This is a genomic window from Romboutsia hominis, from assembly GCF_900002575.1.
GTDB lineage: Bacteria > Bacillota > Clostridia > Peptostreptococcales > Peptostreptococcaceae > Romboutsia_C > Romboutsia_C hominis.
Genome location: NZ_LN650648.1, coordinates 346,552 through 369,105, shown reverse-complemented (window position 1 = coordinate 369,105; position 22,554 = coordinate 346,552). Strand labels below are relative to the sequence as shown.

The 22,554-nt window shown below is 26.3% G+C and carries 23 protein-coding genes and 1 riboswitch; of the genes, 7 read left to right on the top strand and 16 right to left on the bottom strand.

What is annotated here, in order from left to right:
• Nucleotides 1–117: 117 nt before the first annotated feature.
• From FRIFI_RS01675 to FRIFI_RS01665, 3 genes are all read left to right on the top strand, one after another.
• Nucleotides 118–1,638 carry a hypothetical protein gene (locus FRIFI_RS01675; RefSeq protein ID WP_092922991.1) on the top strand — a complete coding sequence of 507 codons (1,521 nt, stop codon included), beginning with the start codon at nt 118–120 and terminating at the stop codon, nt 1,636–1,638.
• Nucleotides 1,639–1,783: 145 nt separating this feature from the next.
• Nucleotides 1,784–2,275: a DUF2975 domain-containing protein gene (locus tag FRIFI_RS01670; protein ID WP_092922988.1), complete on the top strand. Its 492-nt coding sequence runs from the start codon at nt 1,784–1,786 to the stop codon at nt 2,273–2,275.
• 13 nt (nt 2,276–2,288) lie between these two features.
• Nucleotides 2,289–2,513, top strand: coding sequence for a helix-turn-helix domain-containing protein (locus FRIFI_RS01665; RefSeq protein WP_092923282.1), 225 nt, complete (start codon nt 2,289–2,291; stop codon nt 2,511–2,513).
• A gap of 147 nt (nt 2,514–2,660) precedes the next feature.
• Here the strand turns inward: FRIFI_RS01665 and FRIFI_RS01660 are convergent, their stop codons facing one another.
• Both FRIFI_RS01660 and FRIFI_RS01655 read right to left on the bottom strand, forming a co-directional pair.
• Entirely contained in the window at nt 2,661–4,670 is a 2,010-nt protein-coding gene (locus tag FRIFI_RS01660) for an FtsX-like permease family protein (protein ID WP_166504829.1), read from the bottom strand.
• Nucleotides 4,660–5,427 (bottom strand): ABC transporter ATP-binding protein, encoded by a 768-nt coding sequence (locus tag FRIFI_RS01655; RefSeq protein WP_092922982.1) that lies wholly within the window; start codon nt 5,425–5,427, stop codon nt 4,660–4,662. Before FRIFI_RS01655 ends, FRIFI_RS01660 begins: the two co-directional genes overlap by 11 nt.
• 220 nt (nt 5,428–5,647) lie before the next feature.
• Here FRIFI_RS01655 and FRIFI_RS01650 point away from each other — a divergent pair, with 220 nt between their 5' ends.
• On the top strand, nt 5,648–5,842 hold the full coding sequence (locus FRIFI_RS01650; protein ID WP_092922979.1) for a zinc ribbon domain-containing protein: 195 nt from the start codon (nt 5,648–5,650) through the stop codon (nt 5,840–5,842).
• 50 nt (nt 5,843–5,892) lie between these two features.
• Here FRIFI_RS01650 and FRIFI_RS01645 read toward each other — a convergent pair whose 3' ends face one another.
• From FRIFI_RS01645 to FRIFI_RS01615, 7 genes are all read right to left on the bottom strand, one after another.
• Entirely contained in the window at nt 5,893–7,593 is a 1,701-nt protein-coding gene (locus FRIFI_RS01645; RefSeq protein WP_092922976.1) for an ABC transporter ATP-binding protein, read from the bottom strand.
• Between the two features lie 250 nt (nt 7,594–7,843).
• The gene (locus FRIFI_RS01640; protein WP_166504828.1) at nt 7,844–8,803 is read right to left on the bottom strand and encodes a siderophore ABC transporter substrate-binding protein; all 960 of its coding nucleotides are present in this window, start codon (nt 8,801–8,803) and stop codon (nt 7,844–7,846) included.
• Between the two features lie 67 nt (nt 8,804–8,870).
• Nucleotides 8,871–9,626 carry an iron ABC transporter ATP-binding protein gene (locus FRIFI_RS01635; RefSeq protein WP_166504827.1) on the bottom strand — a complete coding sequence of 252 codons (756 nt, stop codon included), beginning with the start codon at nt 9,624–9,626 and terminating at the stop codon, nt 8,871–8,873.
• On the bottom strand, nt 9,626–10,639 hold the full coding sequence (locus FRIFI_RS01630; protein ID WP_330405550.1) for an iron chelate uptake ABC transporter family permease subunit: 1,014 nt from the start codon (nt 10,637–10,639) through the stop codon (nt 9,626–9,628). Before FRIFI_RS01630 ends, FRIFI_RS01635 begins: the two co-directional genes overlap by 1 nt.
• Nucleotides 10,629–11,582 (bottom strand): ABC transporter permease, encoded by a 954-nt coding sequence (locus tag FRIFI_RS01625; RefSeq protein ID WP_166504826.1) that lies wholly within the window; start codon nt 11,580–11,582, stop codon nt 10,629–10,631. The genes FRIFI_RS01630 and FRIFI_RS01625 overlap by 11 nt, the downstream gene beginning before the upstream one ends.
• Before the next feature lie 264 nt (nt 11,583–11,846).
• Nucleotides 11,847–12,035 (bottom strand): hypothetical protein, encoded by a 189-nt coding sequence (locus tag FRIFI_RS01620; protein ID WP_092922961.1) that lies wholly within the window; start codon nt 12,033–12,035, stop codon nt 11,847–11,849.
• Between the two features lie 33 nt (nt 12,036–12,068).
• Nucleotides 12,069–12,269, bottom strand: a complete 201-nt coding sequence (locus tag FRIFI_RS01615) for a hypothetical protein (protein ID WP_166504825.1) — start codon at nt 12,267–12,269, stop codon at nt 12,069–12,071.
• A gap of 362 nt (nt 12,270–12,631) precedes the next feature.
• Here FRIFI_RS01615 and FRIFI_RS01610 point away from each other — a divergent pair, with 362 nt between their 5' ends.
• A complete protein-coding gene (locus FRIFI_RS01610) occupies nt 12,632–13,456 on the top strand; it encodes a MerR family transcriptional regulator (protein WP_092922954.1) in 825 nt (274 codons plus the stop codon).
• Nucleotides 13,457–13,606: 150 nt separating this feature from the next.
• On the opposite strand, the gene FRIFI_RS01605 is transcribed toward FRIFI_RS01610, so the two are convergent.
• From FRIFI_RS01605 to thiS, 5 genes are read right to left on the bottom strand one after another with little or no spacing between them, the layout of a single operon-like run.
• Nucleotides 13,607–14,233, bottom strand: coding sequence for a thiamine phosphate synthase (locus tag FRIFI_RS01605; protein WP_166504824.1), 627 nt, complete (start codon nt 14,231–14,233; stop codon nt 13,607–13,609).
• Nucleotides 14,233–15,336: a 2-iminoacetate synthase ThiH gene (thiH, locus tag FRIFI_RS01600; RefSeq protein WP_092922948.1), complete on the bottom strand. Its 1,104-nt coding sequence runs from the start codon at nt 15,334–15,336 to the stop codon at nt 14,233–14,235. The genes FRIFI_RS01605 and thiH overlap by 1 nt, the downstream gene beginning before the upstream one ends.
• A 1-nt stretch (nt 15,337) precedes the next feature.
• The gene (locus tag FRIFI_RS01595; protein WP_166504823.1) at nt 15,338–16,114 is read right to left on the bottom strand and encodes a thiazole synthase; all 777 of its coding nucleotides are present in this window, start codon (nt 16,112–16,114) and stop codon (nt 15,338–15,340) included.
• 19 nt (nt 16,115–16,133) lie between these two features.
• Nucleotides 16,134–16,940 carry a sulfur carrier protein ThiS adenylyltransferase ThiF gene (gene thiF / locus FRIFI_RS01590; RefSeq protein ID WP_166504822.1) on the bottom strand — a complete coding sequence of 269 codons (807 nt, stop codon included), beginning with the start codon at nt 16,938–16,940 and terminating at the stop codon, nt 16,134–16,136.
• 1 nt (nt 16,941) lies between these two features.
• On the bottom strand, nt 16,942–17,136 hold the full coding sequence (gene thiS, locus FRIFI_RS01585; RefSeq protein WP_166504821.1) for a sulfur carrier protein ThiS: 195 nt from the start codon (nt 17,134–17,136) through the stop codon (nt 16,942–16,944).
• Nucleotides 17,137–17,266: 130 nt separating this feature from the next.
• A riboswitch (TPP riboswitch) is annotated at nt 17,267–17,378 on the bottom strand.
• 222 nt (nt 17,379–17,600) lie between these two features.
• Between thiS and FRIFI_RS01580 the strand changes: the two genes are divergently transcribed.
• On the top strand, nt 17,601–18,377 hold the full coding sequence (locus FRIFI_RS01580; protein ID WP_166504820.1) for a CPBP family intramembrane glutamic endopeptidase: 777 nt from the start codon (nt 17,601–17,603) through the stop codon (nt 18,375–18,377).
• Between the two features lie 93 nt (nt 18,378–18,470).
• On the opposite strand, the gene hpf is transcribed toward FRIFI_RS01580, so the two are convergent.
• Both hpf and FRIFI_RS01570 read right to left on the bottom strand, forming a co-directional pair.
• Nucleotides 18,471–19,001 (bottom strand): ribosome hibernation-promoting factor, HPF/YfiA family, encoded by a 531-nt coding sequence (hpf, locus tag FRIFI_RS01575; protein ID WP_092922933.1) that lies wholly within the window; start codon nt 18,999–19,001, stop codon nt 18,471–18,473.
• Between the two features lie 140 nt (nt 19,002–19,141).
• Nucleotides 19,142–20,593 carry a DEAD/DEAH box helicase gene (locus FRIFI_RS01570; protein ID WP_166504819.1) on the bottom strand — a complete coding sequence of 484 codons (1,452 nt, stop codon included), beginning with the start codon at nt 20,591–20,593 and terminating at the stop codon, nt 19,142–19,144.
• Between the two features lie 605 nt (nt 20,594–21,198).
• Here FRIFI_RS01570 and brnQ point away from each other — a divergent pair.
• Nucleotides 21,199–22,488 (top strand): branched-chain amino acid transport system II carrier protein, encoded by a 1,290-nt coding sequence (gene brnQ / locus FRIFI_RS01565; protein ID WP_092922927.1) that lies wholly within the window; start codon nt 21,199–21,201, stop codon nt 22,486–22,488.
• Nucleotides 22,489–22,554 lie beyond the last annotated feature (66 nt).

The window sequence follows — 22,554 nt, the reverse complement described above, 5'->3', positions numbered from 1 at the left end:
AAATTGCTTCTATTTTATTATATTTCAATCTATTTCGAACTCTTATAATATACCTTAGTAAGTGATATAATATAATTTAAAAGCTGACATAAAACGAATTATTGGGGGGAATATAACTTGAAAACCATTACTTTTGGAAGTTTATTAGAGAATCTACTATACTTATCAAATCAAAAGAAAAGTAGTTTGGCAAAGTATGTAGGCTATGATGTTTCTTATGTAAATAAGTGGATTCTTTCTAAACATCTTCCAAGCTCAAAAAGAATAAATGAAATATGTAAAAATATATCAGACTTTATTATGGAGTCTTTAAATGACGATACATTAGATAATTTAATAGATTATTTTGAAATATCTTCTGATAGCAGTAATGAATTCATTGGAGAATATATAGAAACTAAGCTCAAAGAAGTTTATATGGATACTGTCAATGTAAACAATACTCAGGTAAAATCCATGCCTAAAACTACGCATTCAGAGGAATATTATAATAGTACTTCTTTAGTTAATCCAGGCATAATTTATAAAACCTTTTTTAAAGAATTGAGCTTTTATGCTGATAAAGATGAAGATTTAGAAGTACTGATTTCTGTAAATTTACTTTATCTAAACCATAAAGATAAATTAACACTATCTAATTTGAAAGCTTTTTTAAATGAATTAAGTAAAAAAGTTAATGTTAAAGCGAGTTTTTTAATCGGTCTTAATGACTATGAAGATGAGGACGTTATTAATACACTCCTTGCTATAAACTTAATTTCAACATCTACTTCACTTAATTTTAAGTTATACAACTGTAGTATAAATTCCAATACTGCAATATTTGCAATTAAAAATAAATTCTTATCTACAAATCTATTCTTTGAAGAAGGTGAATGTATGTTTACCACAACCTCTAAAGACAGAAAATTAGTAGAAGATTTTTATGCAAATATAAAGTATACTTTAAAAAATAAAGGAAAACTTTTATACGACAAAAGAGATTGTACCTCTATGATAGAAAATCAAACTTATATACAATATATAATGAACAATGATTTAAGATGTCTTTTAGGTTCTATTAATGAATTCTTTATGCCTCCGGATTTATTCATGGAGATTGCCGAAAGAGTTTTTGGAGATAATAAAAAAATTATAAATGAGCTAAAAAAGATAAATGTATTCCTTCATAATGTTACTTATAAATCTAATCTTAAAGTACTTATATATGAATCAGAACTTAGAAAGTATATGTCTTCAGGTTGCTTACACTTTTTCAATATACCAGTAACTCTTACATTCAAAGAAAGGGAAAGACATATTGAATATATAGAAAAAATATTAATGGAATCTAATGATGTTGAAATACGATTAGTTGATGGAGATTTTGTTGATGATTTTAGAGAAAAAGAGAATCCATCTTTATATTTATCTAAGAATTTAAAGTTTACAAAAGTACATCCTAATTCAGGACAAAATGATTACTTTATAATAAGTGATAATGATTTCAAAAATATGTGTAATAATTTATTTGATACACTTTGGAATGATAGAAAAGATATAGTATTAGATAAAAAAGAAGAAATATTAGACAGAATATCAAAATCTATAAGTTATACGCGAATAATAAGCGAAAATTTCGGAGAAAATATAGAATAAAATCAAAGCTGTAGAAAAGCCTTTTGCTATCTACAGTTTTTTTGTACATTACATTATTGTAATATTATGTTTTTTTATTGACAAACGATAATTACATATTTATTATAGGTGTATAATATATATTTTTTAAGAGAGGTAAATAAAAATGATAAAAAGCTTAAATTCTAAAATATTAAATGTTATTATATTAATAGGAATATTTATTACAGGTGTTTTACTCCTAGCTACACCAATGATAAGTATAGCTTTATGTAAAACACAAGTACCTGTGTCAGAACTTAACCCAATAATGATTAATGTATCAATTTGCGTATACTTATGTTTTATACCTTATATGATATCTTTATTTAAATTAAAAAAGCTTTGTAGATTAATTATAAAGAATATACCTTTTACTATGGCCAGCTCAAAAGCTCTAAAAACTATATCTATATGTTCTTTTAGTGAGATTATTATATTTGCTGTATGCATGTTGTATCTAAAATACTTTGTAAGTCCATTTAATGACACTCTTATAATTCCAGCAATTATAGTAGTTACTTTTATCTGCCTAGTTATAGGATTATTATGTCTTACTTTATCTCAATTATTTGAGACAGCTACAAAGATAAAAGATGAAAATGATAAAACAATTTAGTGAGGAATATTTTATGCCAATTCTTGTAAATTTAGATGTTATGATGGCTAAAAGAAAGATTAGTTCTACCGAACTTTCAAAGGAACTTGGTATAACTATGGCTAATCTATCTATATTAAAAAATAATAAAGCCAAAGCTGTAAGATTTACTACATTAGATTCAATATGTAAAATACTAAACTGTCAACCTGGAGACATATTAGAATATGTAGATGAAGATGATGAAAGATTAAAGTAAATAATTAAAAAAGGAGCTATATTAGATTTCTAATAGCTCCTTTTTTAGTTTAATATTTTAAGTTACTACAAGTTCCACATTAAACAAATACTTTTTTAATATACAAAACAAGCTAGATACATATATTGTATCTAGCTTATTTTTATATTATGAATTTTTGACTATATTTTTATATCCAGTATAAGTTGCATAGAAATATCCAACATATATAAACACAAATATTAACGCAGTTACTAAAGATGATAATCCTATATCTGGCTTACCATACATAGCTATAAACTCATTTGATACTTTTATACCAACTATAGAATGTATAAATGCAAGTACTATTGGTAAACTAAAATATATTAATGTTTGTATAAATATACTCTTATTTATCATTTTATCATTTGCACCTATTCTTCTTAGTGATTTATATCTTTCTATACTATCACTTGCTTCTGATAACTGTTGTAATGCTAATACTGCCATACTAGATATTAAGAATATTATTCCTAGGTATATACCTATAAATAACATAATTGTTGTCATACCTTTACTTTCTGCATATACTTGAACCTTAGTTTCTCCGTAGATAAATGCTGAATTTTTATAGTCAATCTTACCATTTTTAAAATCATCAAATAATTTAGATAGTTTTTCTTCTGAGTTCTTGCTATTTTCTCCAAAATTCACATTTAAATAAGATTCTCTAACTTGAAGTTTGTTTGTTAAATCATCATTAACTACTATAGTAAACATATTGTCAGCTAAAGCAGTTGTATGAAGAGAGTCCTCTATAGCCTTTTCATTTTTAACCTTATAATTTTTTTTATCTATTTTTATCTCTTTATTATTTTCTAAAAAGTTATTTATTATTTTGCTAGCCATATTATTATTTGACATAATTAAAACTTCATTCTTACCTAAGCTTATACTTTTTTTACCCTCTAGCTTTCTTATGTCATTGTATTCTGATATTTTTATAAAATCAGCACCTATGTCCTCTATCTTGTCTAAATTCTTTTGATTTTCCTTATCTAAACCTTTATTTAGATTCTTTATCTCAAATCCTGAGTCATATGTATTATAGTATAAATATTTGTCTTTATCATTAAATTTAAATCCTAAATTATTTAAAGCATCTTTTATACTTTTAATTTTATCATCTTCATTTGCAAATACTCTCGCACTAGCATCAAATGGTGTTGTTTTCTCAAGTCCTTTTTCTAATGCATTTTTAAACCCTATTCCAGTTGATAACATTCCCATAGTTAAAAATAACATTAGACATATAATAGACATTGATATAAAGTTTGTATTAACTTTGCTATTTATTTGCTTTGTTATAAAAATATTTAATCCTCTAAAATAAATATTTTTACTATTTTTAAATATATATAATCCAAATCCAGCTAAACTATAGAAAAATAAGAATGTACCAACCACACCAAGTCCTATTGACATTGAAAATCTTATATCTTCAATATTAAGTTTAGCATCTAATATTAGCTTATATGCAGTTCCTATTGAAATTAAGCATAAGATAAATGTTATTAGGTATATAATTGGATTTTTAAATCTTATATTTTCATTCTTTTTCCCTGCAGTTAATAAATCTATTATCTTGTATCTAGATATTACAATTACATTAAATGCCATAACAATTAAAAATATTATTCCAAAGTATATTATGGTTTTGATTATTGCACTTGTAGAAAAAATAAATTTATACTCACTCATATTTACTTCAAATAATTTAGATGTAAATAATGATAACCCTTGACTCATTATTAGTCCTAATATAAGCCCACTTGCTAATGATATTACCCCAACTATAAGTGTTTCTAAAATTAGTATTTTAGATATTTTTCCTTTACCCATACCTAAAGTCATATATATTCCAAGCTCTTTTTTACGTTTTTTGATTAAAAAATTATTTGCATATACTATTAAACTACCTAATATAAATGATACAAATACAGATATTCCACCTATAATCTTAGATAGTGTATCTACAAATCCCATTGTTGAATTGTTCATCTCTAAAATAGCTTTTTGAGATTCTATTGAGTTAAAACTATAGAATATACTTACAGCTAAAGTTAGTGTTAAAAAATATATAGCATAATCTTTAAAACTCTTTTTTACATTTCCTATTGCTATCTTAGAATACATCGTTGTCATCACCTCCAAGAAGGGTTATAACTTCTATTATTCTGTTGAAAAATTCTTTTCTAGTATCACTACCTCTTACTAACTCACTAAATATTTTTCCATCTTTTATAAATAAGATTCTATGAGCATAACTTGCAGTAAAGGCATCATGTGTAACCATAAGTATTGTTGTTTTTAAGTCTTCATTTAAACTTTCAAATCTTTCAAGTAATAATCTTGCTGATTTTGAATCTAATGCTCCTGTAGGTTCATCTGCAAGTACAAGTGATGGATTTGTAACAATCGCTCTTGCTGATGCTACTCTTTGCTTTTGTCCTCCTGATATTTGGTATGGATATTTATTTAATGCTTTTTCTATTTCTAGATATTTTGCTACTTCTTTTACTTTAGAGTCTATATTAGATGGCTTCTCTCCTTTTATAGTAAGAGCTAATGCTATATTTTCATAATTTGTTAAAGTATCTAAAAGATTAAAGTCCTGAAATATAAATCCTAATTCATTTTGTCTAAACTTATCTAGTTTTTTTGATTTTAAATTCGTTATATTTTGACCATTTATTATTATATTTCCTGTAGATACATTGTCTATTGTCGATATACAGTTTAGTAGAGTTGTCTTACCACTTCCTGAAGGACCCATTATACCAACAAATTCTCCTTCATCTACTCTAAAACTTATATTATCAATTGCCTTTGTTATATTGTCTTTATTTCCATAGTATTTTTCTATATTTTCAACTTTTAATATATTATTCATTTAATAACCTCCTTAGATTTCTTATATATGTATTTTATACTAAATCCAAAAATCTACATATTCATTTGTCTTTCATTTTCATTACACTTTTGTAAGATTCTATAACTTTCTAATATTTCTTATTGTCTAATTTAGGTATATGTAACCATATTGCAACCAAATTTGTCTAAATATATCTTACAATTATATTACTTACTTGTTTATTAAGGGGGAATATTTTATGAACTGTTTAAGATGTGACACAAGTCTTGAATTTTTAAAAGAATATAGATTTGATTCTCAAGAGGCTGACCGTGGATTTTTTAAAGCTATCTTTGATGTAGAGGAGCATTTAATGTTTAAAATTTACGTCTGTCCTAAGTGTAGACATACAGAGTTTATATATACAGGTAAATCAACTTGGGTTGATTTATAAAAACAAAAGATGATTCTAAAGTTAGAATCATCTTTTTGTTATATAACTTACTATTTTCTATGAAGTTTTGAGTAAACTCCACCTTTTTCTATAAGTTCCTTATGAGTTCCTCTCTCTTCTATACCTTTTTCCGTTAATACTACTATCTCATCTGCATTTTTTATAGTTGATAATCTATGTGCCACAACTAAATTTGTTCTATCTTTACTTAGCTCTTCTAAAGATTTTTGTATTTCATATTCTGTGACATTATCAAGTGCTGATGTAGCCTCATCTAGTATCATTATTGGAGGATTTTTTAAAAATATTCTAGCTATAGAAATTCTTTGTTTTTGTCCTCCTGATAACTTAACTCCTCTTTCTCCTATATATGTATCATAACCTTTAGGAAGAGTTTGTATAAAATCATGTATTTTAGCCTTTTTACAAGCCTCTACTATTTCTTCATCAGTAGCACCAGTTTTTCCTATTACAATATTATCTCTTATAGTTCCTGTAAATAAAAATACATCTTGTGCTACAACCCCTATATTTTTTCTTAGGGAATCTAGGCTTACGTCTTTAATATTTATTCCATCTATCTTTATGCTACCTTCATCAAAATCAAAAAACCTAGGTATAAGATTACATAAAGTTGTTTTACCTCCACCTGATGGACCAACTAAGGCTATTGTTTTTCCAGCTTCTATAGATAAATTTAAATTATCTAAAACTTGATTTTCATCTTCATATGTAAAAGATACATTTTCTATTTCTATATTACCTTTTACACCATTAAGTTCTATTGGGTTTTTAGCTTCCTTTTCTGTTTCTTCATTTATTATTTCCATAAATCTTTCAAATCCTGTCATACCATTTTGGTATTGCTCAGTAAAGTTTATTAATTTTCTAATTGGCTGTATAAACATTTTTACATATAAAAGATATGCTGCGAAATCACCTAACGTTATACGATTCATATAAGTAAAATATCCTGCTACTATTAAAACAACTAACTCTAATAAATCTATAAATAAAAACATTCCCGAAAAATATTGTGCCATAACTTTATATGCACTTTCTCTTGCGTATTTAAATATGTTATTAGATTTATTAAATTTTTCTAATTCTTCTTCTTGGGTACAGAATGATTTAGTAACTTTCATACCTGCTATACTATTTTCTAAAGTAGCATTTACATCACCAGTTTTTACTCTAGTTTCTTTAAATGCCTTATTCATTCTCTTTCTTTGAGTTATAGCATATAAAAGTATTATAGGTAATATAGCAAAAACTATTAGTGTAAGCTCTATATTTATTCCTAATAATATAAAGAATGAACCAACCAACATGACAATAGATATGAATAAGTCTTCTGGTCCATGATGAGCCAATTCAGATATCTCCATAAGGTCATTTATTATTCTAGACATTATAACACCTGTTTTATTATTATTAAAATAAGAACTTGGAAGTTTTTGAAGATGAGTAAATACATAGCTTCTCATATCAGCTTGCATCCTTACACCTACTACATGCCCCCAGTATTGCATAAAATAGTTTAATCCTGCTTTTATAATAAATATAACTAATAGAGATATTGCAAATACAACTAACATTCTTGTATCTTTATTTGGTACAACATCATCCATTATACTTCTAGTTATCATTGGATAAACTAAGTCACATAGTGCCACTGTGAAAGCAGCTAGTAAATCAAGTACAAACAATTTTTTATAAGGTTTGTAATATTTTATGAATTCTTTTATCATTGTCTACCTCCATCTTTCAATATATTTATACATTGTATATAATATTTTAAAACCATTTTATATTTCAAAGATTTTATGCACTCCACATAATTATATTTCTAATTTATCTATAAGTAAATGATATCTATATTATTCTTACAAATAATATAACTTGTATAATAGTTACTAAAGAACAAAAGTTGTATAAGAATTAAACCCATCCTCATACAACTTTTAGTAAGTTACATTTATTTGTATTATACGTGAATTATTATTTGCTTATTGCTTCATCTACCTCATCTAGCATAGTATTTGTAGATATTATTCCACCATCACTTAAATACCATGAATGAGTATCTAAATAAACTATATTTCCATCTTTAGCTGCCCTAGTATTATTTATTAATTCATTATTTAATATTTCCTGTGCTGGCTTTTGACCTTCATCACTAGATATAACTGACTTATCAACAACAAATATATAATCTGAATCTTGACTTGCTATATATTCAAATGAAACATCTTGTCCATGGTCAGAATTTTTCACATTCTCATCTGTCTCTTTAAATCCTAAACTCTTATATATTATCCCAAATCTTGATTCTGATCCAAGTACACTTAATGATCCATCACTAACCATTAAAGTTGTTGCATCTAAATCTTTTTCTGTTACTTTCTTATTTATTTCTTCTACTTTTTTATTTATCTTAGCTAACTCAGCATCTACCTTATCTTCTTTATCAAATATATCTCCTATAACCTCCATATTGTGAGTAAAAGATTCCATGTACTTCCCATCTTCTTTTGATAATGATATAGTTGGTGCTATTTCCGTAAACTTATCATAGAAACTATGTTGTCTTCCATTTATTATTATTAAGTCTGGCTTAAGTTCATTTACCTTTTCTAAATTTGGTTCTTTTAAGCCTCCAACATTTCCGTATTTAGACCCTTTGTATTCACTTAAATATTCTGGTATCGAAGATGATTGCGGAGTTCCTACTACACCATCTATACCTAAACTTTGCATTGCATCTAATGCTGCATAGTCAAACACTACCACTCTCTTAGGATTAACTCCTACCTCTGTAGTTCCTAAGGCATGCTCTACCTTAACTGTTTCATCTGCTTTAGATGCAACTTCTTTATTGCCTTTATTTGAAAATACTAATGCCCCTCCTATTAATCCTGCTATAACTAAACCTGATATAGCTGCTACTTTTTTATTCATAATACGTCCTCCTAATAATTTTTACTATTTTATATTAATTATCTTTATCATTAAAACTTTAAATTTTTTAGAAATAAATACAAATTTTATCTCCATTTATCTCTTGGATATCAAATTTCATCTCATATATTTCTTCTAATACTTTTTTATTTATTATCTCATCAGTCTTTCCATGCTTTGCTATTTTTCCATCTTTAAGTGCTACTATGTAATCTGAATAACAAGATGTATAATTTATATCATGCATAACTAAAATTACAGTCTTTCCTAGCTCATCACATAAATTTCTAAGTACCCTCATCATTTCAACTGAGTGCTTCATGTCTAAATTATTAAGTGGTTCATCTAAAAATACATATTCTGTATTTTGAGCTATAACCATTGCTATGTAAGCTCTTTGTCTTTGTCCTCCACTTAATTCATCTAAGTATCTATCTTCTATACTTTTAAGCTTCATATATTCTATTGCTTCATCTATATATTTATTATCTTCTTCTGTAAGCCTTCCCTGGCTATATGGAAACCTTCCAAAAGCAACAAGTTCCCTTATTGTAAGCTTTAGATTTATATGATTAGATTGTTTTAATATAGCTATTTTAGTAGATAATTCTTTATTATCCCAATCTTCTAATCTCTTTCCATCTATAATAACTTCTCCTCCATCTTTTTTCATTAACCTAGTTATTATAGATAAGGCAGTACTTTTTCCAGCTCCATTTGGGCCTATAAAGGATGTTATTTTTCCTTTTTCTATATTTATTGAAACATTATCAACTACTGACTTATTTGAATATTTTTTTATTATATCTTTTACTACTATCATTATGCTTTACTCTCCTTTAGCAATAAGTATATGAAATATACTCCCCCTACAAAGTTTATAATTACACTTAGAGTTGTATTAAAGCTAAATACTCTTTCTACTAAGAATTGCCCACCAACTAATGTTGACACGCTTATAAGAATTGATGCTACTATTAAGTAACTGTGCTTATATGTGCTTAGCAGTTGCTTTGTTATATTTACTACTAATAGTCCTAAGAAAGTTATTGGACCTACTAAAGCTGTAGATATTGATACTAATATAGATACTACTATTATCATCTTTTTAACAACTTTATCATAATCCACACCTAAATTTATGGCATTATCTTTACCTAAACATAATACATCTAAATACTTAAGTTCATCATATATAAATGGTATTATTGCTATTAAAATTATGGATGCTATTAAAAGTATTTCTGTATTTACATTCCCAAAACTTGCATGTAGGCTATTTTGAAGAGTAGCATACTCATTTGGGTCTATTACAACTTGCATGAAAGTAGACATACTTTTAAACAAAGTTCCAAATATCATCCCTACAAGAAGTAAGAAAAATATATTATTCCCACTTTTTTCAAAAAGTTTCTTATATAAAACAAAAGATGCTACAACCATTATTACTACTGATAATAAAAAGTTATGACTTTTACTTGCTATAAATTTGCTATCTATTCCAACAATAAATACTATAAGCGTCTGAACTAATATGTATAAAGAATCTAAACCTAATACACTTGGTGTAAGTATATTATTATTAGTTATGGTTTGAAAAATCATGGATGAAAAAGCTATACATCCACCTGTTAATACTATTGCTATTAACTTAGGTATTCTTTGGCTCATAGCATAATCTATATGTTCTGGATTTACCCCTGCTATTAAGAATAGTGCTGAAAATGCAATAACCATTAATCCTATTAAATATATAATTCTTTTTTGCCTGTTTTCTTTTTGTAATCTAATATTTATATTTTTACTAGGTAATTTATTTACACTACTAACTTGCATATGACTTCCTCCTTAATATCATATAAAGGAAAACTATACTTCCTATAACACCAACTGTTAATCCTATTGGTATTTCATAAGGATATATTACAATCCTTGAGAATATATCACATGTTAACACAAATATTGCTCCAAATAACCCTGTATGCCATATACTATCTTTTACATTATCACCTTTATAAATTGATACTATATTTGGTACTATTAATCCTATAAAAGGTATACTTCCTACTGTTGTTACTACACATACTGTAACTATTGCTACGATAATTAACCCTAAGTTCACAACTTTATTGTAATTAAGTCCTAGGTTTGTCGCAAAATCTTCACCCATACCAGCTATAGTAAATTTATTTGCATAAATATATGCAAGTATTATCATTGGTATTGTTATGTATAATATTTCATAGTTTCCTTTAAGTATCATAGAGAAATTTCCTTGCATCCAAGAAGTTATATCTTGCATTAAATCATATTTATATGCTATAAAAGTCGTCATTGAACCTATTATATTTCCAAACATTATACCAACTAACGGTACAAACACAGCATTTTTAAACTTTAAACTTTTTAATATTTTCATGAATATAAAGGTCCCACCAAGAGCAAATACAAAAGATGTTATCATTTTGCTACCCATAGTTGCATTTGGTAGAATTAGCATCGCAAATATCAGTCCTAATTGAGCTGAATCAATAGTAGCTCCTGTTGTTGGAGATACAAATTTATTTCTACTTATTTGTTGCATTATAAGACCGCATATACTCATTCCTATTCCTGCAACTAATATACTTATTAATCTAGGCAATCTGCTTATTAATAAAATATTTAATTGTTCTTCATTTAAAGTTAATATATCTACTATCTTTATGTTATGTACTCCTAAAAATACTGATATTGCAGATAATATTATCAATATTATTCCTAAGTATCTTTTCTTCATCTTTCCTCCTAGCTATAACCTTATATGAAAACACATATCTCTTGAAATTAATTTTCAACTTACTTTTATTGTATTGATAATTATTATCATTGTCAATATTTTTTTATTTATTAATAATTATTAATTTAAATTTTTATCTTCAAAAACAAAAATAAGCTCTTACATATATTAACGACTTGTTTTCATTTATATGACAAGCACCTAATAATAGTGATTTCTAAATATAATATAAAATAAGAGGAGAATGAATAATCTCCTCTTATTTTAATATTTAGCTATGTCTATTCCACCTAAGGCAATATGAGCAACTCCTGCTCCCACTAGAAGTGCACCTGCCATATTTTTATAATCTTTTCTATTGAACTTCTCTTTTTTATTTTGCTTAGCATCTAACATCAATCCTGTTGCTGTTACTACTGTTCCTAAAGCTACTGGTATTAATCCTTTTTTCATATTACTACCTCCATAATGATATTATTTTATTATTTATCTAAATTTATTATTTGGGTTACCTACTCTATTATGACTTTTAGGCCCTGCGCCTGCTCTAGTTATACATCTTTTATTCCCATTACTGTTTATTTCTGTTATATTCTCTCTATCAGTATTTGTATTCTCACTTTCTGTGTAAAGTAGTTGCTTTCCCAAATTTCTTAATCCATCCATAAAAGAATTATTATCTTCCACTACCTTCACTCCTTTTTATAATCTATTTAACATTAGTTTGTTCATTATACAAAATCAAATACACCATAATTTTTGCAATAAAATCTACTTATCTTCTTTTTTTTAATTAATATCCATTTGTGGATATAAAATACTTATATTTTCCTTAAAAAATTTTAATTTAATTTTTACTAATAAGTAAAATTTCCATTTGTTAAAACTTCCCTTACACTTTCCATATCTTCCTATTATAAAAATTTTATTATTTTTATAGTATTTACTTTTGAATTGGAGACTATCATAAATTAATGCTAATTAGTTTAATCTTAAACATTTTGTGTTATATTTATAATTAAACTATTATATTATCTGGAGTGTTTTATATGAAAATTAATAAGAATATACATTTTACTACTGGAGAATTTGCTAAGCTTTGCAAAACTAGTAAGCAAACTCTTTATCATTACGATCAAGTTGGAATTTTTTCTCCTGAAATAAAAGGAGATAATAATTATAGATATTATTCTTATCAACAAATAGAAACGTTTGGAGCTATAACAATGCTAAAGGATATTGGTATGCCTTTAAAAGAAATAAAAGAATACTTAAGTAAGAGAAATCCCAATGAATTAATTAATTTACTAGAAAAGGAACGTATAAATGTAATCAATAAAATAGATAAGTTAAACCAGATAAAACTCTTTATTGATAGAAAAATTGAATACTCCAAAGATTTTATTAATAATTATACAGATAAAGTCAGCATTTTACCATTACAAGAAGAATACATATTTATTTCAAAAGTTTTTAATTGTTCTACAGATAAAGAAGTTTATGAGGCTTTTTCTGCTCATATAGGTCGTTGTGAAGATAGAGGTATAGCTTACCCCCATTTTTTAGGTGAAATGCTTGAATACAGTGATATAGCTAATGGTAATTACTTAGATTATAAATATATATATAATAAACTTCCTAATAAAGAATATTCTAATTTTACTAAAGCTAAGGGATTGTACATTGTTGCATATCATAGGGGTAGTTATTATAACACTAGCATTACTTATAATAAGATTTTAAAGTTTATAGAAGAAAATAATCTGTCTGTTCAAGGTCATTTCTATGAAGATATAATACTTGATGATTTAGCAGTTCAAGAATATGATGATTATGTAATAAAAATCTCAATAAAAGTTAATTTATCTAAATAAAACTCATGATTTAAATGGTATTAACTTTAAATTCTAATCCTTTACTAGATCAAAGATTGTAACTATTTTAAATAGTAAAATACATAAAAATACCTATTTATAATAAAAGTTAGCGTCTAAAATAATAAAAATTATTTTAGACGCTAACTTTTAATCTATATTATATTCATTTATTGTTTTTTTTATATTTTTACTACTCATTAGGTTAGACATAACAGCTATATCATCACAATAATCTACTATGTATTTGACATTGCTAGGTGTTATTCCACCTAATGCAATTAAATTTATATTTGAATTAGTAAGTAAAGAATTGGCCTCTTTTAATATTTCAATTCCTTTAGGTTTTAAGTTTTCCTTACATTTAGTTTCATATATGTGTGATAAAAATATATAATCTGCATTTCTTTTTAGTACTTCTACTATATCTTTTATACTATGAGTTGATACTCCTAATATTTTATTAAAGTTTTTGATATCTATATACTCATTTGTATCTTTTTTATTTTTTTCATCATAAATATCTATAAACTTATCAAATGGTAAATGTATACCGTCGGCATCAACTCTTTTAAATACTTCTATATTGCTATTTATTATTATCTTAGTATCTTTATTTATATTTTTTTTAATCTTAAGATATAAATTTTCTAGCTCATCATTACTCAGATCTTTTTCTCTTAGTATTATATTTTTAACGCCACAATAAGATGCTTCTTTTATAACTTCAATATACCTATCATATTTGCATAGATGCCTATTCGTTATTAGATACATTAAAACCTTTCCCAATCTTTAAATATTTGTTGGTATCCAATATCTTTTAACATGGCTTTTATATCACTAACACTACTTTCATCACTAATTTTAAATTGAGATGTATCTTTACTATTTTGAGAATGCCCTCCTACATTTGTTGATACACCTGCACTTAATTTTGTAACTCCCAAAGGTATTAAATTTCTTCGCAATGATAAGCTTTCTCTAGTCGATAAATTTATACCACCTTGATTATCAAATAATCTCATAACAACCATAGCTTGTACTAAATCATTATCATTGATATCAATTATTTTTTCATAACATCCCTTAAATGGTCTTATTCTAGGTATTGAGTATGAAACGTCTACATGTGGATATTTTTTTCTTAAATATCTTCCATGCATTAATGTAAAAAAAGTTTCTTTTCTAAAATCATTAAGACCAAGTAACGAACCTATTGATACACTTCTCATTCCAGCTTTTATTCCTCTTTCTGGTGAGTCTAATCTATATTTATAATTAGATTTTGGACCTTTTAAATGTACCTCTTTATAAATATTTTCATCATATACTTCTTGGTATACAGTAAGCCCTTCAACGCCTTTATCTACTAAATATTTATACTCTTCTTCATCCATTGGATAAACTTCTATTGTAATAGATGGAAATTTATCTTTAAGAACTTCTACAGCTTCACCTATATACTCTACGTCTGAATGAATCTTACTTTCTCCAGTTAAAAGCAACAAATGCTTAAATCCCTCTTTAGATATTTCATTTCCTTCTATTTTAATTTCATTAATGTTGAGCTTTTTTCTACTTATTCCAGAATCTATATTATATCCACAGTATAGACATTTATTTACACAATAGTTTGCTATATACATAGGAGTATACAAAAGTATAGTCTTTCCAAAATATCTATTAGTTATCTCGTGTGCTTTTTGTGCCATTTCTTCCAGGTATTTAGTGGCTTTTTTCGATAATAAATTTAATAAATCATATTCATCTAAATTATCCTTTTCTAAACTTCTTAAAACATCATAATTTGATACATTTTCTAGATATTTATCTATATCAATATCTTTATACTTTTCTATAACATTATAAAAACTCAAATTAAACACCTACTTCACTTAAAAATCCAGTAAGAGGTGAAGATGCATTTGCAAAATTGCTTACTCTTCCTGTTTTAGCTAAATATGCTTCTCTTCCACCTTCAACTGCTAATTTGAAAGCATTCGCCATTTTTATAGGGTCGCCTGCACTAGCTATTGCAGTGTTTACAAGTACTGCTGCTGCCCCCATTTCCATAGCTTCCATAGCCTGAGATGGTTTTCCAATTCCTGCATCTACTATTATTGGTATATCTAATTCTTCTATCATTATTTTTATCATTTCTTTCATTTTAAGCCCTCTATTAGAACCTATTGGTGCCCCAAGTGGCATAACTGCTGCTGCCCCTGCTTCTATTAGCCTTTTGCCTGCATATAGATCTGGACTCATATATGGAAGAACTACAAATCCTTCATCAGCAAGTATTTTAGTTGCTTTTATAGTTTCTTCATTATCGGGTAATAAGTATTTTGTATCACTTATTACTTCTATTTTTATAAAGTTTCCACATCCCATTTTTCTAGCTATTCTTGCTATCCTAACAGCTTCCATATGATTAGTCGCTCCTGATGTATTAGGAAGTATTGTCATATTGCTAGGTATATGTGATAGTATATTTTCTTCTGTATTGTCTAAGTCTACTCTTCTTAGTGCCATAGTTATTATTTCACTGTTACTTGACTCTATTACTCTTGGTAACATATCATTTGAACTATATTTTCCCGTTCCTATTAAAAGTCTACTATTAAACTCATGTCCGTTTAATATTAATTTATCCATTTTTATCCCCCACATAATCTTATTTGTCTTCTATCAATATTTTTGTTGCTAAATTAGCCATGTGATTAGCACATATAGCCACCCTTGGTGCCATAAGCCCATCACCTTCTTTAGCTTCATTTATCTCATCTCCACATATGTAAAATTTATCTCTGATTTTTCTTGTTTTTATTATGTTAGAATCATAATATCCTGCCACTCCAGATGAGGATATTAAATATTTATCTCTCATTTTAGTTAAAATGTTATTTGCAATTTCTGCTTTGTACTTTGGATTATCAAAAGCCTCTATTATTATATCTACGTTCCCAAATTCATGTATATTTGATGAATCTATTATTTTGTTTATAGTTTCAACTTCTATAAATGGATTAATATTTTCTATATTATTTTTAAGTGCCTCGGTTTTATATTTTCCTATATCATTTATAAAATATTGTTGTCTATTTAAATTAGATGGTTCTACTATATCAAAGTCTGCTAGTATTAATGTTCCTACGCCTATTCTAGCTAAAGATATAGCTATATTTGAACCCAATCCACCAATACCTAATATTGCTACTTTTCCATTTTTTAATTTGTAGTGAACATTTGGAGTATGTCTGCTAACCATAAGATTTTCTAATTCTTCAAATTTTGGAATTTCACCCCTTTTTATTAATGTAACTCTATCATTTTCATATAATTCTAAATCTACATATGCATCTACTGGATGACCATTTAGTATTATTATATCTGCATCTTTTTTATATTTTTCTTTAACTTTATCTACTGTAACTATATCTTCATCAATATTTACAAGTAGCTCATTTATAAAAAGTTGCATCTTATCCCCCTCCAACAAACCTTATGACTTCTATAACATCTTCTTCTCTTAGTATATAGCTATCGTATTGATTATTTTCAATTATGTTTAAATTTATCTCTACTACTACGCTATCTTTTTTTACTCCAATATCTTCTAATAACTTTGATATTGTCATATCTGATTTAAATTCAAACTCTTCCCCATTTACCTTCACTTACATTTCCTCCTTTTAAGGATTATCTTTTATAAGATATAAAAATAATTATATAAATTTAACTTTAATAGCATTAAAAAAGCACTCTCTTTTTATAGAGAGCGCCTTATTTAACTAAAAATCTAGGTACATTAAAATATACGAGCTTCCCTACGTAAGAATTATCTTAATCAGGTTCTTAGAGTCTGAAAGTTATGGCTTTACTTCTCAGCTATCCAATCATAGCTCCCCTAGCTTTTATTTATTTTTACAAGTTGAGTGTAGCACAATGTATTTTCATAATCAACAAATTATTAGTTTATAAATAAACTATATATATATTTATTATACGAATTTTATTTAATTTCCCTATTAAATTAGTTAGATTTCTTATGTATAATAATTATATAGTTATTCAATAATTTCAATATACTTTGAATTATTCTATAAATTAATTCTTATAAAAAATTCGGAGGCGAAAAAAATTGATTTCAAAAGATACAAAGTACTTTTTTATAGTACTAATACTTTTTTGTATAATTGGATTTACAGTAACTATATCTACAACACAACTCAATATTTTAATATATGGTTCTCCTATTTTTATGTTATTTTATGCACTTTCAGGGTATTCTCCTGCTTTAGCTGGATTAATTACCGCTAAAAAGTTTTTGTCTAAAGATGAATTTGATAGATTTTTAAGGAACTGTGTAAATGCAAACAGGAGTCTAAAGGAATATTTATATGTTATTATTGCCGCTTTAATACTTTGGACCGTTCCATATATAGTAGTTGAAATGTTTAGAGGCTATGGTGCCTTACTAAAATCCCCATTAATATTTTTAAGTTGGTTAACTCCTATAATGATATTTGGGGGAGGATTAGAGGAAATAGGATGGAGAGGTTTTTTACTTCCTAAATTACTAAAGAAATATTCTCCTTTTAAAAGTTCTCTAATAATAGGTATTATTTGGTCCTTATGGCATCTACCTTTATGGTTTGTAGTTGGTACACCACAACAACATACTAGTTTTATTCCATTTGCTCTTAGTTGTATTGCTTCTTCTTTTGTACTTACTTACATATACATGGAAACTAATAGCATTTGGCTTTGTATATTATTTCATGCTTTAGATAATGCTTGTTCTTATGTATTTGAGTATGATGTGGATTTACATATAATTATAGCTCTAGCAACTTGTCTAGCTGGTTTTATTATATTTTATATATCAAAAAAATGTATAAAACTAAAATCTAAATAATTCAAGTTATATTAATAATAATAAGCTATTTTTTAATAATAAAAAACGTATTGAAATTTTCAATACGTTTTTTATTATTAAATGTTTATGGTATTACACTTGTTCTATAAGGCCATATCCATCATGTCTTTTATATATAATACTTGTTTTATTTGTCTCTATATTTCTAAATAAAAAGAATTGATGTCCTAATAAATTCATTTGAACAATTGCATCTTCTGGAGTTATTGGCTTGTCCATTTTAAATTTCTTTCTTCTTTTTATTACATCGTCATCTAAATCTATTTCTTCATATTCCTCTATATTATCAAATCTTATACTTTCATTTTTTCTATTTCTTCTTATCATTTGTGTTTTGTATTTTCTAAGCTGTTTATAAAGCTTATCATATAATAAGTCTATTGCTGAATATAAATCTTCTTGGCATTCTTCAGCTCTAACGATAGTTCCATGTTTAGTATATACTGTCGCTTCAATACTTTGATTTTTTCTCTTTACATCTATTTTAACATGTACATCAAAATCATCATTAATATATTTTTCTAGCTTTTCAAACTTACTTTCAATTTTTTCTCTTATTGCCTCTGTAACTTTTACATGCTTTGAAATTATTTTTACGCTCATAGTATGTACCTCCTGTATCTGGACTACATTTTTAAATATACAAGTTATCTTGTATATTTAAATAATAACAGGAAAACAATTACATTTTAAGGCTATTATTATATATTTTTTTGGTGTATTATAGAAGTTAAGGGGGTTTTTTATCTATTATCTTTTTTTATTTTTACCATCTTCTTTTTTACACTAATCTCTTTATACTTCTTTAATATAATTTCACCTTTGTGATTTAATATATCTACATAAGAACAAAGGTCTTGTACCTCTATTACACCTATATCTTCATTATTTATTCCCTCTATACTATTAAGAGCTCCAACAATATCTATAACTCTTATTTTCTTTTTCTTTCCAGCATTTAGGTATAGTCTCGTTACTTCACTGTGAACCTTTTTTTCTTCATTTCTATTTTTTCTATTTTTTAAAACTTTTTTATTATTTTCTTCAAACTTAGCTTTTCCTAAAGCAATATCTTCTTTTTTTATGTCATCTAGATCTTCTATTTTATATCCAATATAATGTTCTATTTCTTCCATATACTTTTCATCTTTTTGATTTACCATAGTTATAGATTTTCCAAAGCTTTTTTTTCTACCTGTCCTACCTATTCTATGTATATAGTTTTCTTTATCTCTAGGCACATTAAAATTTATAACTAAAGATATGTCATCTATATGTATACCTCTACCAGCTACATCTGTACTTACTAGTATATTAAACTTACCATTTTTAAAATCTTTTATCGTAAAATTTCTTTTGTCTTGAGACATATCACCATGAAGTTCTGTTACTAAAAACCTATCTTCCTTTAAATTTTTATAAAGTTTTGTAACAGTTTCTTTTGTATTGCAAAATATCATAACTGATACTGGAGCCTGAGAATATATTATATTTTTTAAAGTATCATACTTTTTTTTATCCTCTACTTTGACTGTCTTTTCTGATATTTGTTTATTATTTAATAAATTTTCATTTTTTACTTCTACCATTTCTGCATCTTTCATATATTCTAAGCAAATATTTTTTATATCTTTATCTATAGTCGCTGAGAATAGTCCTTTAATGCTATTTTTAGGTATACTATTAAATATAAACTCCATATCTTCTACAAACCCTTTTTTAAGCATTTTATCTGCTTCATCAATTATAAAATATCTTATACTTTCAAGGTTAATTGTACCCCTACTTATATGATCAATTATTCTTCCTGGAGTTGCTACTACAATATGAACTCTTTGCTTTAACTCCTTTATTTGATCTTTCATAGGTTGTTTTCCAAATATAGCACTACATCTTATTTTCTTCAATCTACCTATATTAGATATCTCTTCTTTTACTTGAAGTGCTAACTCTCTAGTGGGTACAACTATTAGTGCTTGAAGATTGTTATTATCCACTTCTACTGTTTCACATATTGGTATAGCAAAGCTCGCAGTTTTTCCACTCCCAGTTTTTGATTTGACTATTATATTTTCATATCTTAATAACCTTGGTATAACTTCACTCTGAACTTTCGATGGTGAATTATAGCCTAAATTATACAATGCTTTTAATATATCTTTATTTAATTTTAAACTCTCAAATTTATTATTCATTTAATTCCACCTTATCTAATTTTACTATTATTGTTTTATTAACCATCATAGAATATGGCTAATATGTTTATTTTATTTCAATGTTTTATTGTATTATGATTGTCTTTTTATTTTATTACTTTTATATTAGCATTTAACTAATATACACTAAATTTTTATTTTTTTCTATAATTGCTATTACTTAAGCCTTTATAATTTACTGCATATTTATAAAATATTTTTTACTTTAATTATAAAATAATTTGTATAAATTTTCTGAAAAATATTATTGACATATTCCCTTTAACTATATATAATCAATTTAAATATAAATTTTTTAGGAGAATATAAATATGATAATTAATACAAATCTAACTAACAATAAACAATTAAATATATCTTATTTTAGCTTTTGGCTATTGTAGTTGGTTTGTATTTATGAACGATAGATTAATCGTAGATACAAACTGGTACTTGTTTGTATCTATGATGGTGAAAGCTAACTTGTTATGTAAAGCCACATAGATAATACTATGTGGCTTTTTTATTTATCCTAGGCAAAATAAAAGTCACATGGTACATACTATGTGGCTTTTTTATATATAAAATAAAAAAGAGGTGTTATTATGAAAAAAAATATTGATATTATTGTTATTGGTTTCGCACTATTTTCAATGTTCTTTGGAGCAGGTAATTTGATTTTCCCACCATACATAGGTGTTACCTCTGGTAGCAATTGGCTAATGAGTTTCTTAGGGTTTATAATTGCAGATGTTGGTATAATACTACTTTCTATCAATGCAATAGCAAAGGCTGGTTCATTCCAAGATGTTATTGGAAAAGCTGGCAAAAGATTTGGGCTTACTTTAGAAGTAATAATGATGTTGTGCTTAGGTCCAATATTAGTAGTGCCTAGAACTGGTGCAACTACATTTGAAATGAGTATACTTCCTCTAAATAACTCATTTAATCCAATAATATTTTCAATTTTATTCTTTACACTAGTGTTTATATTAACTATAAAACCAAGTAAGGTTATGGATATTATAGGTAAATTTTTAACGCCTATACTTTTAGCAGCGTTAGCGATCTTAATAATCAAGGGGATATTATCTCCTATTGGTGAGTTAAATACTAATATTTCTTCTGATAATCTATTTATGAGAGGTGTAACTCAAGGTTATCAAACTATGGATGCCCTTGGATTAGGTGGTATAACTGCACTTGTTATGTCATCTTTCTTAAGTAAAGGTTACAGAAATAAGAAAGAAAATATAAGCCTTACGATAAAAGCATCTTTAATTGCAGGTATTGGGCTTACACTAGTTTATGGTGGACTAGCTTATCTTGGAGCTACAGTTTCTACGGTGTATGATGCTAGCATTTCTCAGACAGAATTACTAGTTAATATAACAAATCTTTTATTAGGAAATACTGGTACTATATTATTAAGTATAGTTGTTGCATTTGCTTGCTTAACAACTTCCATAGGATTAACTTCTGTTACAGCTAAGTATTTCGAAGATGTAACTAATAGAAAACTAAAATATGAATACATAGTAACCTTTATATGTGTATTTAGTGCCATATTTTCTAATTTAGGCGTAGATAAAATAATAGCTATTGCTGCTCCTATACTAACAGTGTTATATCCTGTTTCAATAGTTTTAGTTCTAATGAGCTTGTTTGGAAAAATATTTAAGAGAGATTCTGCTTTTAAGGGTGCTGCTTATGCAACATTATTAACAAGCTTGCTTACAGTACTTAGTAATCTAGGTATAAATATCCCTTTTATTAACAATCTTCCATTTGCTAATATAGGATTTAACTGGGTTATTCCTGCACTAATTGGAGCTTTTTTAGGCAAACTAATAATTAAAGAAAATAGTATATGTATAAATTCAAAGATTTCTTAATAAAAATATTCATATAAAAAACTAATAAAAAACCTTCAAATAATTAATAGTTGTTTGAAGGTTTTT